10 protein-coding genes and 5 tRNA genes are annotated in these 14,431 nt (G+C 69.2%); 7 read left to right on the forward strand and 8 right to left on the reverse strand.

What is annotated here, in order from left to right; genetic code table 11:
- Window positions 1-41 precede the first annotated feature (41 nt).
- Window positions 42-422 carry a response regulator gene (locus tag SLW56_RS08790; protein ID WP_017909846.1) on the reverse strand — a complete coding sequence of 127 codons (381 nt, stop codon included), beginning with the start codon at window positions 420-422 and terminating at the stop codon, window positions 42-44.
- A gap of 163 nt (window positions 423-585) precedes the next feature.
- Window positions 586-672, reverse strand: a tRNA-Leu gene (locus SLW56_RS08795).
- Between the two features lie 429 nt (window positions 673-1,101).
- On the opposite strand from SLW56_RS08795, the gene SLW56_RS08800 reads away from it, so the two are divergent.
- From SLW56_RS08800 to SLW56_RS08815, 4 genes are all read left to right on the forward strand, one after another.
- Window positions 1,102-1,177, forward strand: a tRNA-Ala gene (locus tag SLW56_RS08800).
- Between the two features lie 46 nt (window positions 1,178-1,223).
- Window positions 1,224-1,299 (forward strand) — tRNA-Glu (locus SLW56_RS08805).
- Window positions 1,300-1,413: 114 nt separating this feature from the next.
- Window positions 1,414-1,489: transfer RNA gene (locus tag SLW56_RS08810), tRNA-Ala, on the forward strand.
- A 44-nt stretch (window positions 1,490-1,533) separates the two neighbouring features.
- Window positions 1,534-1,609, forward strand: a tRNA-Glu gene (locus SLW56_RS08815).
- 567 nt (window positions 1,610-2,176) lie between these two features.
- Here SLW56_RS08815 and SLW56_RS08820 read toward each other — a convergent pair.
- Genes SLW56_RS08820 through SLW56_RS08840 form a run of 5 tightly spaced genes read right to left on the reverse strand, consistent with a single transcriptional unit; the run spans window position 2,177 to window position 10,557 of the window.
- The gene (locus tag SLW56_RS08820) at window positions 2,177-4,039 is read right to left on the reverse strand and encodes an alpha/beta hydrolase (RefSeq protein ID WP_320694699.1); all 1,863 of its coding nucleotides are present in this window, start codon (window positions 4,037-4,039) and stop codon (window positions 2,177-2,179) included.
- Complete coding sequence (locus SLW56_RS08825; protein WP_320694700.1) at window positions 4,036-7,110, reverse strand: efflux RND transporter permease subunit; 3,075 nt, start codon at window positions 7,108-7,110, stop codon at window positions 4,036-4,038. Before SLW56_RS08825 ends, SLW56_RS08820 begins: the two co-directional genes overlap by 4 nt.
- Window positions 7,107-8,225 carry an efflux RND transporter periplasmic adaptor subunit gene (locus SLW56_RS08830; RefSeq protein WP_267099796.1) on the reverse strand — a complete coding sequence of 373 codons (1,119 nt, stop codon included), beginning with the start codon at window positions 8,223-8,225 and terminating at the stop codon, window positions 7,107-7,109. Before SLW56_RS08830 ends, SLW56_RS08825 begins: the two co-directional genes overlap by 4 nt.
- Window positions 8,226-8,248: 23 nt before the next feature.
- Window positions 8,249-9,067 (reverse strand): MipA/OmpV family protein, encoded by an 819-nt coding sequence (locus SLW56_RS08835; protein WP_320694701.1) that lies wholly within the window; start codon window positions 9,065-9,067, stop codon window positions 8,249-8,251.
- Window positions 9,068-9,096: 29 nt separating this feature from the next.
- Window positions 9,097-10,557 (reverse strand): efflux transporter outer membrane subunit, encoded by a 1,461-nt coding sequence (locus tag SLW56_RS08840; protein ID WP_320694702.1) that lies wholly within the window; start codon window positions 10,555-10,557, stop codon window positions 9,097-9,099.
- Window positions 10,558-10,666: 109 nt separating this feature from the next.
- Between SLW56_RS08840 and SLW56_RS08845 the strand changes: the two genes are divergently transcribed.
- Both SLW56_RS08845 and SLW56_RS08850 read left to right on the forward strand, forming a co-directional pair.
- Entirely contained in the window at window positions 10,667-11,356 is a 690-nt protein-coding gene (locus SLW56_RS08845) for a response regulator (RefSeq protein ID WP_320694703.1), read from the forward strand.
- Window positions 11,353-12,540, forward strand: a complete 1,188-nt coding sequence (locus SLW56_RS08850; RefSeq protein WP_320694704.1) for an ATP-binding protein — start codon at window positions 11,353-11,355, stop codon at window positions 12,538-12,540. The genes SLW56_RS08845 and SLW56_RS08850 overlap by 4 nt, the downstream gene beginning before the upstream one ends.
- A 94-nt stretch (window positions 12,541-12,634) precedes the next feature.
- Here SLW56_RS08850 and SLW56_RS08855 read toward each other — a convergent pair whose 3' ends face one another.
- Complete coding sequence (locus SLW56_RS08855) at window positions 12,635-13,942, reverse strand: substrate-binding domain-containing protein (RefSeq protein WP_320694705.1); 1,308 nt, start codon at window positions 13,940-13,942, stop codon at window positions 12,635-12,637.
- Window positions 13,943-14,216: 274 nt separating this feature from the next.
- On the opposite strand from SLW56_RS08855, the gene SLW56_RS08860 reads away from it, so the two are divergent.
- Entirely contained in the window at window positions 14,217-14,408 is a 192-nt protein-coding gene (locus tag SLW56_RS08860; protein ID WP_320694706.1) for a hypothetical protein, read from the forward strand.
- The last annotated feature ends 23 nt before the right edge of the window (window positions 14,409-14,431 follow it).

Raw genomic sequence — 14,431 nt, forward strand, 5'->3', positions numbered from 1 at the left:
GAAGCGTTCCCGCCAGGCGGCGGGCTTACGACCGAGGATTCTCAGGGGCGTGCGGTCGTCTTGGCGTGAGCGTCCTGCAAGGCCTTGATCAGCTGCTCGGACAGGTAGGGCTTGGTCAGCACCACGCCGGCGGCGAAACCGGGAGGGAGCGCGTCGGCGGCCACGCCGGTGGCGAGTACGAAGGGGGTGCCACGCTCGCTCAGCGCCCGGGCGACCGGTTCGCTGGTTTCGCCGGCGGAGAGGCGGAAGTCGAGCACCGCCCGGTCCGGGCGCTCGCTGTCGATCAGCGCAAGGGCCTGCTGCACGGATGCGGCGATGCCGACCACCTCGGCACCGGCCTGGGCAAGCTGCAACTCCAGCAGCGTGGCGTTCATTTCGTCGTTCTCGACCACCAGGATACGCAGGCCCCGCAATGCCGACATCGCTTGCTCGTTAAGGTTTGGGAACGGAAAGTATAGCGGGACCGTCACTGCCACCGCCTAGACAAACGCGCGCAGGAAGATGAAGCGTTTACCTGTGATCGACGTCGACGCGCGCCGCGGCGGCACGCAAAAAACAAACGGCAGCCGAAGCTGCCGTCAGTCCTGGTGCCGAAGGTGGGACTCGAACCCACACGCTTTTAAGGGCGGCGGATTTTGAGTCCGCTGCGTCTACCGATTCCGCCACTTCGGCGCGGCCGCGGAGTATAGCCGACAGTTCGGCCGCGCCGCCAGCGCTGTATTTGCCGTCGTTGGAGGAGGCGGGGGGAATGGCAGTGGCCATGGGTACTTCCCGAGCACATCTCTATATGTGCGTCGCACGTTAGGCGAAGCATTCGGTTCCTGCCGACCGCGCAAGGGGCGCGCAAATCCACCCGTTGTGCCGATATCGGCAATCATCGACACGAGTGGCGGAGGGCTGCGGAGGCGGATTGGCGCCGTGTGCGGCGAGTTCCGCAGGTCGCCTCCATCGTTGGACGTGAGGCGCAGACGTCGCGCAATGCAGGCGCGCGTGCGGATGCAGCCGGTCGTGGCGAGGGCGTGTGCGGCGTCGCGAACGTTCCGAAAAAAACGCTTGCGTGTGCCGATCACGATCGTTAATATTCCGCTCCTCGCAGCACGTGGGGCCATAGCTCAGCTGGGAGAGCGCTTGCATGGCATGCAAGAGGTCGCCGGTTCGATCCCGGCTGGCTCCACCAACTTTTCGGACATAGGCCGTCCGCAAAGGCGACATCGTTATACAGCGTCCCCATCGTCTAGAGGCCTAGGACATCACCCTTTCACGGTGGCGACCGGGGTTCGAATCCCCGTGGGGACGCCATTTTTCGCAGGAATTCCTCGCGCGCATCCGGGTTCGGCTCTGCCGAACGCACTGAGTGCGGGGTTTGTACATCGGAAGGAAGTCGGGTAAGATTCCGCTTCTGCCAGTACACGTGGGGCCATAGCTCAGCTGGGAGAGCGCTTGCATGGCATGCAAGAGGTCGCCGGTTCGATCCCGGCTGGCTCCACCAACTTTTCGGACATAGGCCGTCCGCAAAGCAACATCGTTATCCGCGTCCCCATCGTCTAGAGGCCTAGGACATCACCCTTTCACGGTGGCGACCGGGGTTCGAATCCCCGTGGGGACGCCACTTTCGAAAACACCCGGCACTGCCGGGTGTTTTTTTATGCGTGCGGTGGCCGTGTGCGGCGGCTGCGAGATGCGGCAAGCATGCGCTGGAAGCCGAGTGGATCGCTGGCTTCTTCGAGCGAGTGGTGCTGCTGTTCCTTGTCTGCCTGCATCCAGGATGTGCGAGGGCGCCCGTACCCTCACCCCAACCCCTCTCCCGAGGGGAGAGGGGCTTTGGTTGCTCCCTTCTCCCTCCGGGAGAAGGTGCCCCGCAGGGGCGGATTAGGGTCCGGGCGTCGCCTCGCATGGTCAGATTGGTGCAGGCGCTGCGCGCCCCGTACCCTCACCCCAACCCCTCTCCCGAGGGGAGAGGGGCTTTGGTTGCTCCCTTCTCCCTCCGGGAGAAGGTGCCCCGCAGGGGCGGATGAGGGTACGGGCGTCGCCTCGCATGGCCACATTGGTGCGGGCGCTGCGCGCCCCGTACCCTCACCCCAACCCCTCTCCCGGTGGGAGAGGGGCTTTTGGTTCCTTCTCCCTTAGGGACAGTGGGGCTGGTGCTGCATCGATGAAGGGCTAGCGCTGCGCCAGTTCAATGCAGCAGCCGGCGGATCTGCAGGATCGCCTGCGGCGTGCGTTGCACGCTGTGTCCGGAGACGATCACCGTTTCCGAGGCGGCGCCGGGCAGGTGGGCGCTCCAGTACGGCACGATGCCGTCGCTGGACTGCGCCAGCGGCACGCGCGGATCCTCCTGCCCGATGATGGAGTGATAGGTCACCTGTGGTGAGATCGGCAATTGCGCTGCGGCGAGGATGAAAGGGTCGTGGTCGCTGAGGCTGTCGATGCTGTTGGGCAGCCCGTCGAGCATGTTCTTGCCCGCGATGTCCTGGAACTGGTCGAGCACGCGCCGTGGCAGCCCGATCACGGCGCGTGCCAGTTCGCCCACCGTGCCGGCGGCCTCGGGCGTGCCGCGCTGCGGGGTTGCCAGGAAGATCGCTTCGGAGACTTCCGGCATCGGTGCGAACTGCAGCATCGGTCCGAGCCTTGCGTGCAGTGCCTGGCGCGCCTGCGGATCCAGCGCCGCCCCGTCGAACAGGGTTCGCCACAGCCGCTCGCCGTCGCTGGAAGACACCATCAAGCGCGCCAGCACGCCGCCCATGCTGTGCCCGATCAGCACCATGTCATGTGCGGAGACGCTGCGGCGTTGCGGATCGAACTGGTCCAGCGTCTGCTCCAGGGCGTTGCGAACCTGCAGGTGGGTGTAGGGAATCGGCAGGTTGGTCGGGTAGTAGACGAACCAGATCTGATAGCGCGCGCGGACCTGCGGATCGCCGAGCAGGTCGTTGGCCAAGTTGACCCAGGCTTCCGGGCTGCTGGCCAGCCCGTGCAGCAGCACCAGCACGCGCCGGTTCGGATCGTAGGGCTGGGTCAGGAACACGTGCGGCCGGTCGATGCCGTGCCCGAGGCCGAGCAGGGTGCGCAGCGATTGCGCGGCGAAACCGGCGCGCGCCATCCACACGCCGTAGCCGGCGCTGAAATTGGCCGCCAGCGGCACGTCGACACCGCCCATTGTGACCCGATCGCCGAGCGAGGGGTCGTGGACCTCCACGTGTGCGCTGTGGCTGGCCAGCACCTGCTTGAGCGTGCGGCCATCGAAGCGCAGCAACACCGTGAGGTTGGGGGTGGGCATGTCGCTGTAGACAGGAGCGGCGTCGGTGCTGCGGATGGCCTCCGCCGCCGGCTGCGGCAGGACCGCGACCATCTCCGCGCCGAAGCCATCGCGCCGATACACGCTGCGCAGTCCGTCGAAACGCAGGCCGCTGGCCGCCAGCATCGTCTCGGGCATCGGCATGTCGCCGACGCCGCTGGCATCCAGCGTCACCGTCCAGTCGGGCAGGGCGGCGATCTGCGCGCCGGCCTCGTGCGTGGCCGGCGGATGCCGCCGGTAGCGGGCGAACAACGCGGTCACCGCCTGCTGCACGGCGTAGTTGTAGTAGTCGCGCACTTGGGTCTGGCGTTCCTCGAAGGCGCGTTCGCTGGGCGTGCGTGCGCTGAAGAACAGGTAGGCGTAGGCGTAACGCGCGGTCTGCAGCCAGGCGGCCAGCGTGGCATCGCTGGCCGGACGTTGCCTGGCGGCACGTTGCGCGGCCAGCAGCGACAGTTCCGCCGCCGTCGCCAGGGTACGTTCCTGGTCCATGTCGGCGTTGCCGAGCAACTGGTCGATGCATGGCGGCACCGTCGCCGTGCAGCGTGCCGCGTCGAGGCCGGCCACGTTCAGCGTCTGCAGTGCGGCATCGCTGGGGCGCGCGGTGCTCAGCGCGTCGCCGCGCTTGGCCTGGATGTAGCGCGCCGCATCCACGCGTTGCAGGGTGACGCTGGCACAGCCGCCGGTGCACAGCGCCATGCACAGCACGACACAGGGCAGGATCGCGCGGTGCCAGCGCCGCCGCTTCATGCCGCGACCTTCGCCGGCTTGCCGGCGCGGCGTGCGAACAGCAGGTCGTACAGCACCGGAATCACCCCCAGGGTCACCAGCGTGCCCAGGGCCAGACCGCCGATCATGGTGATGGCCATGCCGGTCCACAGCGGCCCGGCGAACAGCATCAGCGGGATCAGGCCGACGATGCAGGTCAGCTTGGTCATCACGATCGGGCGCAGGCGCTTGACCGCTGCGGCGATCACCGCCTCGTGCCGGCTCAGGCCATCGGCCAGCTCGGCCTCGATCCGTTCGAGCAGCAGCACCGCGTTGTTGACGATGATGCCGGCCAGTGCGAGCAGGCCGAAGGTGGCCATGAAGCCGAACGGATAACCGGTGACCAGCAGCGCGAGGGTGGCGCCGATCAACACGAACGGAATGCTGGCGACCACGATGAACAGCTTGCGGAACGAATTGAACTGCCAGACGAACAGCAGCAGGATCGCGCCCAGCGCATGCGGCATGTATTGCAGCAGCGCCTGGTTGGCTTCGGCGGCGTCCTCCAGTTCGCCGCCCATCTCGATGCGGTAGCCCGGCGGCAGGCGCAGCGCCGCCACCTTGTCGGCCAGCGCGGCCACCACCTGGTCGGTGGTCAGGTCCGGGTTGCGGCCGGTGATGGTGATGGCGCGGCTCAGGTTGCGGCGCTGGATCGTCGAGGGTTCCGAACTCAGTTGGATGTCGGCGATCGCCGCCAGCGGTAGCGGCGCGGCGCCGGAGGACGGGTAGATCGGCGTGTCGCCGGGATTGCCGCCGCGTGCATGCGGGTCGCTGTCGCCGCGCAGCACGATCGGCACGGAGCTGCCGTCGTCGTGGATCACCGAGGCGTCCACGCCGCCATAGCGCAGTTGCAGCGCCTGGGCGATGTCCTCGCTGGCGACGCCGGCGCGGCGCGCCTTGGCCTGGTCCACCTGCACCACGTAGCGCGGAATGCGGCTGTCCCAGTCGTCGCTGACGTCCAGCGTGCCGGGCAGGGCACGCAGGGCGTCGGCGATGCCGGCGGCGATCCGGCGCAGTTGCGTTTCGTCCGGGCCGATCACCCGGTAGATCGCCACGCCGGATTCGGTCGAGCCCAGGGAGAATCGCTTGGGCTCGGCGCGTACCGCCGGGTAGGCCTGGCGCAGGTGGGAGCGCACCTTGGCGATCAGCGCATCGATGTCGCTGCCCGGCCGCACGCTGACGGTAAAGTAGGCGATGTTGGCCGCCGGCAGCGGCGGGTTCAGCCCGAGCACGATGCGCGGGCCGCCGTCGGCGACGTAGCCGATGCTGTCGACGATCTGCGGGTTCTGCCGGCGGTCGGCCAGCCACTGGCTGATCGACTGCACGGTGCGCAGTGTCTCGCGCGCATCGCTGCCCGGTTGCAGGGTCACCGGCATCTGGAACTGCAGGCGGTCGGACTTGGGCAGGAAGCTGTACGGCACCGAGACCAGCACGGTCACCGCCAGGGCGAGCAGGGCGAGCATGCTGCCCAGGAACAGCGCCTTGTGCGCCAGCAGCGCCTCGATCGTGCGCCGGTACAGCCGATACGGCTTGGAGGTGTAGCTGTCGCCATGTCCATCGGCCGGCGCGGCATGCGCGCGGGCGAAGTACATGCACAGCAGCGGGGTGATGGTGATGCTGAGCAGCCACGAGCCGAGCAGGGTCACCGCCAGCACGATCGCCAGCGAGCGCATGTATTCGTTGGTGCTGGTCTGGCCGAAGAAGAACGGCGAGAACGCCAGCACGATCACCAGGGAAGAAGTCAGCAGCGGGATCGCCAGGCTGCGGCCGGCGGCCTCGCAGGCGGCGCGACGTTCCTCGCCGGCGGCCAGGCGCCGTTCGATATCCTCGGCGATGACGATGCCATTGTCCACCAGCAGACCCAGCGCCAGGATGATCGCGGCGATGGACACGGTCTGCAGTTCCACGCCCAACACCCGCATCGCGATCAGCGCGCCGAGGATGGTCAATGGCACGATCGCGCCGACGATCAGGCCGGTGCGCCAGCCGAGAAACAGCATCACCACCGCCATCACGATGACGATGGTCTCGCCCATCACGTGATGCATCTTGCCCATCTCGCGCTCGACCACGTCGGCCTGGAAGGTGACCACGTGCTGTGCGAAACCCACCGGCAGCGCCTTGGCGGTCTCGCCCAGGGTGCGGCGCAGCGCCTTGCCGACCTCGGCGACGTTGTTGCCCGGCGCCATCGACACCGCCACCACCACCGCCGGCTGGCCCTGGTAGATGGCGCCGGCCTCCGGCGGATCAACCGGCATCAGCTCGATCCGCGCCAGCTGCGCCAGCGGGATCTGCCGTGGGCCGTCGGCGCCCTGCGTGGCGATCGGGGCATTGCGCAGGTCGTCGAGATCGCGCACTTCGCCGGAGGTGGTCACGGTCATCGCCATGCCCGACGCGGCGACCAGGCCGCCGCCGGCGACCACGTTCTGCGCGCGCAGTTGCTGCGCGACCGCGGCCGGGGTGAGGCCGGCCTCGCCCAGCTTGGTGCGGTCGAAGGCGACATAGACGCGCTCGTCCTGCAGGCCGTGGAAGGTGACCCGCTCGACGCCCGGCACGGCGTACAGCTGCGCACGCATCTGCCGCAGCGGCCCGAGCATCTCGGCGGTGTTGAAGCCGGGCGCGGTGACGGCGATCGAGGCGATGGCGACGCGGCCGAAGTCGTCGTCGACCAGCGGCCCCTGCGTACCCGCGGGCAGCTCGGCACCGGCCTCGGCCGCCTTGCTGCGCACCCGCTGCCACAACGCCGGCAGGTCCTTGACGCTGTCCTGCGCGGTGACCTGCACGATGGCGCTGCCGGGATGGATGGTGGTGACGATCTTCTTCAGCCCGCTGACTTCGCGCAGCCGTTCCTCCAGCGGGCGCGCGAGCAGGTTCTCCACGCGCTCGCTCGGCATGCCGGGGTAACCGACCTGCACGATCGCATCGCGCACGGTCACGCTGGGTTCCTCCTGCGAGGGGAAACCGAGAAAGGTGACGATGCCGCCGATCAGGATCAGGGCGGCGCTGAACAGCGCCAGGCGGCTCGATTGCAGGGTGGCGCGGGTCAGGTTCATGGCGAGGTGGTGCCGAGGCGGGTGGTGGGACGGAACGGCACGACGTGCTGGCCGTCGTGGAGGAAGGCGGCGCCGGCGGCGACGATGCGCTCGCCCGGAGCCAGGCCACGCAGGATCTGCACGCGGCCGCCCTCGGCGTGCCCGGTGACGACCTGACGACGGCGCACGCTGCCGCTGTCCTGGCGGTACACGAACAGCATGGTCTGGCCGTCGGCCATGCTCGGGATCAGCGCGCTCAACGGCACGCTCGGCGCCTGATCGGCGGCGCTGTCGGGCAGGGCCAGCAGCAGCGATTCGCCGCTGCGCGGCTGCGCCGCGTCGGCGCCGGTGCTGTCGAACAGCGCCTGCACGGTGGCCCCGCCGTCCACGCGTTCGGACACGCTGCGCAGGCGCAGCGGCAGCGCCTGCTGCGGTGCGCTGCTGCGGTAGGCGAGGACGCTTTGGCCCGGTTGCAGCGCCGCCGCGCGATCGGCCGGCAGCGTCGCCAGCACCTGCGCGCGATCGGCGCCGTCCAGTTGCAGGACCGGCTGGCCCGCGCTCACAAGACTGTCGGGCTGCTGCAGGCGTGCCACCACGCTGCCGTCGAACGGTGCGCGCAGTTCCGATTGACGCACCGCGCGGCGCGCCAGCGCCAGGTCCGACTGCGCGCTGCGGACCTTCGCCTGCGCCGCGGCGAAGGCGCTCTTGGCCGCGGTCAGGGTCGCGGCCGAGGCGGCGCCGTCGTCGAACATGGCCTGCTGCTGGGCGAGCTGGGTCTGCTGCTGCTGCAGGTCTGCCGCGGCGATGCCGACGCCGGCCTCGGCCTGCTGCAGGCGCAGGTTGTTCGGTTCCGGGTCCAGACGTGCGAGCACCTGGCCGGCGCGCACGCGGTCGCCCACGTCCACGGCGATGGCGGCGATGCGGCCGCCGCCTTCGAAGCCGAGATCGGCGCGTTGTTGCTGGCGCACCTGGGCGAGGTAGCGGGTGCTGTCGCGCGCGGCATCGCTGCCGACGGTTTCCAGCTTGACCGCGCGCGGCGCGTCGGCGGGCGGTGCGGCCTCGCGGCCGCAGCCGGACAGCGCCAGCACGGCCAGCGGCAGGCACAGCGTGAGAAGCAGGGTGGGGCGCAGGGTCATGATCGGCGGTGTCCCGGGAACGTTCAGAAGGTGTAGGTGACGGTGGCGCCGCCGCCGGCAGCGGCGCGGCGACGCACCACCGGGCTGCCGTCGGCGGGGCCGACGTAGCGGGTGGCGTTGAGCAGCAGCGAGGCGGTCCAGTGCGGCGACAGGGTGTGATCCCATTCGGCGCCGACGGTGTAGGCGTACACGCCGGCATCGGCGCGGTGCGGTTGGAATCCGCTGGTCAGGCTTTGCGCCTCGGTGACGCCGAAGTACGCCTGGTTGAAGCGGCGGTCGCCGACGTGCGCGTCCAGGTCCAGGGTCACGTTGTCGGCCGCCGCCTGCAGCAGGGTGAAGCGCGCGCCGGCGCGGTAGCGGTTGCGGCGCGCACCGTCCTTCAGCGCGAACTCCGCCTCGGCGTCCAGCGCCAGGTACGGGGTGAGCTGCTGCATGACCAGGCTGCGCGCGGTGATCGCGCCGGGCACGTCGCCCATGCCGGCCAGGCGCTTGGAGCCGGGGCGCCAGCTGCTGTTGCGCTGCAGGCGGCCCAGGTCGTAGCCGAACGACTGGCTGGCGGAGAAGCCGTGCGCGTTCTGGAACTGGACGCCGGCGCCGCGCAGCGTGTCCGCGAACAGGATGCCGCGCTGTATCGAAAACACCGGCACCGCCTGCACGCGGTCGTCGGCGGAGCCGGGATAGCGCGGAGTCAGCATGGCGCCGGCGCCCACGCTCACTTGGGTGCGGTCGCCGAACAGGCCGGCGCTGGGGGCCGGATCGGGGTCTGCGGCGTGCGCGGCCGGCGGCAGCGCCAGCACCGCCACGGTCAGCGTGGGCGACAGAACGGACAGGAGATGTTTCATCGGGGCAACCTCGTGCGGGGGAAAGGTCATCAGGGCGCGTGCGGCAGCGGCACGCCGTAGAACGCGCGGAACAGCGCGATGCGATCGAGCAACAGGTCCTGCCGCGCCTGCAGATGCGCCAGTTCGGCCTGCGCGGCCTGGATGTCGCCGGCCAGCAACTCGGGGCGGTCCTGCAGACCTTGCGCGACGCGCTGCTGCAGGCGCGCCACACGCTGGCGTTCGCGTTCGAGATTGGTGCGTTCGCCACGTTCGCGCTGTTGCAGCGCCGGCAGCGCATCCAGCGCATCGGCGACCTCGCGGAACGCCGCTTCCACGGTCTTCTCGTAGTCGGCCACCGCGCCGTCCTTGCGCAGCTGTGCGAGATCCAGGTTGGCGCGGTTGCGGCCGCCGTCGAACAGCGGCAGCAGCAACTGCGGCATGAAGCTCCAGCTGCGGCTGCCGGGCATGAACAGGCCGTTCAATGCCTCGCTGGCGGTGCCCAGCGAGGTGCTCAGGCGGATCGACGGGAAGAACGCGGCGCGTGCGGCGCCGATGTCGGCATTGCGCGCGCGCAGTTCGGCCTCGGCCTGGCGGATGTCCGGGCGCTGCAGCAGCAGCTGCGAGTCGAGGTCGCGCCAGGTGCGGCCATCGTCCTGCCCGGCACCCGGCAGCAGGTCCTGCAAGGTGCCGGCGCCGTCCGGCGTGGCGTAGCCGGCGAGCAGTTGCAGGGCTCGGCGAGCGGCGGCGTGATCGCTGGTGGCCTGCTGCGCGCGCGCCTGCGCTTGGTCGTCGTCGTGGCGCTGGCGGTCCAGCGCATCGCGGGAGATCAGCCCGACCGCCTGCTGGCGCGTGGCGATCGCCAGCAGCGCCGCACTACGCTCGGCGATGGTCTGCGCCTGCTGCTGGCTCTGCAGGGCGGCACGCTCCAGTGTGTAGGCGCGCAGTACCTCGGCGATCAGCGCACCGCGCGCCGCCTGGCGGCCGTCTTCGGAGGCCAGGTAACGCTGCTGCGCCGCCGCCGACAGCGAGGCCAGCTTGCCGAACAGGTCCAGTTCGAAGCCATCCACGCCGACTGCGACGGTACTCAGCTTCTGGCCATAGCGCGCCTGCGTGGCCGCGTCGTCGTAGCTGCGACGCGTGCCCTGGGCATCGAGGCCCAGCTGCGGCAGCTGCTGCGCGCGTTCGATGCGGTACTGGGCGCGCGCCTGCTGCACGGTCAGCACGGCATTGCGGAAGTCCGGATCGTGGGCCAGTGCCTGGGTCAGCAGCGGGGCCAGGTCGTGCTGCGGCGAGAATGTCCGTACGAACTGCAGTTCCTGGTCGGTGAGCGCACTCTCGCCGCGATCCGGTGCGGCGGCCGCGGTCGCGTTGGTCGCGCCGAAGGTGGGCGGCAGGGCCGGTTGCGGGCGTTGGTAGACCGGCGCCAGGGAGCAGCCACCCAGGGCGAGCGCGAGCAGGCCGAGCAGGGCGCGGGTGCGACACGGGCGAAGCGGCAGGGACGGTAGAATCATGGCAGCGGTCGGGTGATCGAACTCGACTGCCAGCATCGGCGGGCATGTTCAATCCGCCTTCTAGGAATCTTCAAGATTCCATCAAGACGCCAAACACGGGCACCGGGCAATGCACGCGAAGAAGATCCTGCTGGTCGAAGACGATGCCGACAGCGCCAGCATCCTCGATGCCTACCTGCGCCGCGACGGCTTCGAGGTCACCATCGCCGAGGACGGACAGAAGGCGGTGGCGGTGCATGCGCAGTGGAAGCCGGACCTGGTGCTGCTGGACGTGATGCTGCCGCGGCTCAGCGGCACCGAGGTGCTGTCCACGATCCGCCGCAGCAGCGACACGCCGGTGATCATGGTCACCGCGATGGGCGACGAACCGGAGAAGCTCGGCGCGCTGCGTTACGGCGCCGACGACTACGTGGTCAAGCCGTACAGCCCCAAGGAAGTGGTGGCGCGGGTGTATGCGGTGCTGCGCCGCGCCGGGCCGGCGCGTGCCAGCGAGGAGCCGCTGCGCCACGAGCGGCTCACCGTGGACACCGCCGCGGTGCGTGCCACCGTGCGCGATGCCGACGGCCACGAGGTGGCGCTGGAACTGACCCCGACCGAGTTCAACATCCTGGCGACGCTGATGAAGACGCCGTTCAAGGCCTTCACCCGCAGCGAACTGCTGGAAATCTGTCTGCCTGATAGCGACGCGCTGGAACGGGTGGTGGATGCGCACGTGCACAACCTGCGCAAGAAGCTGGAACACGAGCAGGTCACTGGCCTGCTGGTGACCGTGCGCGCGATCGGCTACCGCTTCCGATGAACTGGGCCTGGTTCCGCCGCAAACGCCACGCCCCGCTGTGGCAATGGGTAGGCCTGCGCATGAGCGCGCTGGCGGTGCTGACCATCATCGCGATCGCGCTGGGCATGGTGCTGCGCTTCGCGATCTGGGACGTCTCCACCCTGAGCCGCCTGCCGCCGCAGGCGCGGCAGGAGATGCTGCAGCTGCGCGAGGATCCGCACAGCAATGCGCGGCGCCTGTGGGAACTGTTCGAAACCTATTACGACGTGGCCGACTTCCTGCCCGGGCTGGCCAGCCGCGACTGGTGGCTGCTGGCCGGCATGGTGCTGGCGTCGATCCCGGTGATCGTGGTCTGCGGCCTGCTCGCTTCGCGGCCATTGTCGCGGCAGTTCTCCAACGTCGCCGAGGCGGCGCGGCGGATCAGCGATGGCGATTTCGCCGCGCGTGCGCGCGTGGTGCCCGGCGCCCCGGACGAACTGGCCGGGCTGGCGACCGACTTCAACGGCATGAGCGCGCAGCTGCAGCGGTACGAGCGCGAGGTGCGCGAGTCCAGCGCGATGCTGGCGCACGAACTGCGCACCCCGCTCAACGCGGCGATGGGGCGGGTGCAGGGCATGCTCGACCAGGTGTTCCCGAGCAGCGAGGAGCAGTTGCGCATGGTCCAGCGCCAACTGGAACAGATCAATCGCCTGGTCGGCGACCTGCACCTGCTGTCGATGGCACGCGCCAACCAGCTGATGCTGGAGCCGCAGATGTTCGCACTCGGCGCCCTGGTCCGCGAACGCCTGACCTGGGCGGCGCAGCCGCTGCAGGAGGCCGGCATGCAGGTGCAGGTGCGCATTCCCGAGCAGTTGCACATCAGCGCCGACCGCGACCGCCTGGGCCAGGTGCTGTCGGTGCTGATCGACAATGCGCTGCGCTACGCCGCGGCCGGCGGCGAACTGGCGCTGGAGGCGCAGGCCGATGCCGGTGGCGTGCTGATCCGCGTGGCCGATCGCGGTCCCGGCGTCGACGAGGAAGCGCTGGCGCGGATGGGCGACCGTTTCTGGCGCGCCGACGACTCGCGGGCACGCCATTCCGGCGGCAGCGGCCTCGGCCTGTCGATCGCCGCGGCCATCTGCCAGGCGCACGGCGGCGCGCTGGAGTTCGCCAACCGCGCGGGCGGCGGGCTGTGCGCGCGGGTGCGCCTGCCGCACGGGTTTTGACATCCGCCGGAGTTGCCGCAGGCGCAACGCGCACGCAAAAGCCGGCGGGCACGAAGGCCCACCGGCTGCGCATGCGCTCGGTTGCGCTGCGCGATTACTGCACGCAGGTATTGACCGTGTTCTGCGCCGAGGCGGTGATGCCGCCCAGGTAGGCGAAACCATCCGGCAGCGCCGGGCGGGTGCTGGTGTTGTAGAAGATGTTGAACAGATCCTTCACCGCCTGCACATGCGCGGTGCTGCCGTTGCCGCTGGTGAAGCCGGCCAGGTAGGTGATCGCCGCGATCGGGTAGGCGTTGGTGATCGCGGCGCTGGGGTTGACCAGACGCACGCAGTTCTTCACCGCGGTCGAGCCGCTGCCCGGCACCGCGTTGACGGTCGCGCCGTCGAGCACGCGGCCGCTCAGCAGGGCCGACGCCGCCAGCGTCACCGGCGCCGGATTGCCGCTGGAGTCCTTGCCGAAGTTCTTCGGATCGAACCCGGCCACGGTGACGTAGCGGGCCGCCTGCAGCAGCACTTCGCCGACATCGGCATAGCCCAGCGCGTTGCTGTTGGTCACCCGCACCGAGGTCACCACGCCGTTATTGCCGCTGGCGCCGATCGCGCGCGAGCCGTACACGCCGCTGACGCCGCCCGGCAGCGCCGAGTTGAAGGTCTGGTTCGGGGTGAAGGTGAAGCCCGACGGCACGTTGCTGGTGCCGTTGCAGGTGCGCGCCAGGTAGCTGGTGAAAGCGAAGGTGGTGCCGCTGCCGTCGGTGCGGTAGACGATCTTGATCGGGCCGCTGGTGCCGCTGCCGGACACGCTGCTCCAGTCGCTGACCAGGCCGGAATAGATCTGGCAGACCTGCGCCGCGGTGAGGTTGAAGCTGGCGGTCGGGGTGCTCTGCGGCAGTGCGATGGCGCCGGCGAGGGTCGGAACCTGGACGATGCCGACACGGCCGGCGGCGTTGCCGCCATTGAGGAAGGCGTTGTAGTCGGAGGTGCTGTACGGCGCATCGGTGCCGATGAAGTCCGGCGCCAAGGCCGCGGCGCTCAGGCCCAGCGGCGAGGTGCTGAAGTCGTTGCAGGCCTGGTTGGCGGCGGTGCTGCCGGCGAGGGTGTTCTTGCCGAAGCCGCTGCCGGTCTGGCAATACGACACCTTGTTGCTGCTGCCGTTGCTGTAGGTCAGGAACACCGAGCCGCTGCCCAGGGCGGCGGTGGTGGAGCCGCTGCCGGCGGTATTGCCGGCATTGGTCGACAGGCGCGCGTTCGGAGTGACCGCGGTGTAGGTGTTGCCGACATACGGCTGCGCCGGGAAGGTCGCGCCGCCGCCATACAGGTTCTCGGCGGCCATCGCTGAGCCGGTGGACATGGCCGCGATCGCCACGGCGATCGCGCTGAAACGGGAAAGGGTGAGATTGCGCACTTGCTGTTCTCCTTGGTTGAGAAAACGACGGAATGAATCCGGGGGAATTCTTTACCTTGCGTGCTTGCGCCTTCTTCCTGGCGCGAGATCAGCATGTGCGGCGCAGATGTTGCGGTGGCGACATTCCAGGGAACATTTCCTTACCTGTGATGCGCATTCTGCAAATAGCGGCGTATCACCTTTATGAAATAATGAACTCGAAGAAAATGACGATTTAGGTTCCGATATTTTGATTGTGCGCGTTCCATGTATACGGAATGCACCATCGACCGAGATGCAGGACACCGCGCGGTGCGTGACGGCGAAGCATGTCGTGCAGATGTCATGCACGTTGGCGGTCGCGATGGTCGTCGCTGAATTTTGCGTGGCGATGCGATACCGGCCCCGCGATCGCATCGTGCTGTCCGGCAGCCGGCATCGTTTCCAAATCCGGTCGGCCTGGATCGGCCGCGCGTTGCCGCCCTGACTGCGCGTCGGCAATGCCGCATC

It is taken from the genome of Xanthomonas sp. LF07-6 (genome assembly GCF_034105445.1).
Classification (GTDB): Bacteria; Pseudomonadota; Gammaproteobacteria; order Xanthomonadales; family Xanthomonadaceae; genus Xanthomonas_A; species Xanthomonas_A sontii.

Coding starts and splice junctions, on each gene's coding strand:
- SLW56_RS08790 (WP_017909846.1), bottom strand. CDS start 422: ATGTCGGCATTGCGGGGCCTGCGTATCCTGGTGGTCGAGAACGACGAA.
- SLW56_RS08820 (WP_320694699.1), bottom strand. CDS start 4,039: ATGAAGCGGCGGCGCTGGCACCGCGCGATCCTGCCCTGTGTCGTGCTG.
- SLW56_RS08825 (WP_320694700.1), bottom strand. CDS start 7,110: ATGAACCTGACCCGCGCCACCCTGCAATCGAGCCGCCTGGCGCTGTTC.
- SLW56_RS08830 (WP_267099796.1), bottom strand. CDS start 8,225: ATGACCCTGCGCCCCACCCTGCTTCTCACGCTGTGCCTGCCGCTGGCC.
- SLW56_RS08835 (WP_320694701.1), bottom strand. CDS start 9,067: ATGAAACATCTCCTGTCCGTTCTGTCGCCCACGCTGACCGTGGCGGTG.
- SLW56_RS08840 (WP_320694702.1), bottom strand. CDS start 10,557: ATGATTCTACCGTCCCTGCCGCTTCGCCCGTGTCGCACCCGCGCCCTG.
- SLW56_RS08845 (WP_320694703.1), top strand. CDS start 10,667: ATGCACGCGAAGAAGATCCTGCTGGTCGAAGACGATGCCGACAGCGCC.
- SLW56_RS08850 (WP_320694704.1), top strand. CDS start 11,353: ATGAACTGGGCCTGGTTCCGCCGCAAACGCCACGCCCCGCTGTGGCAA.
- SLW56_RS08860 (WP_320694706.1), top strand. CDS start 14,217: ATGCAGGACACCGCGCGGTGCGTGACGGCGAAGCATGTCGTGCAGATG.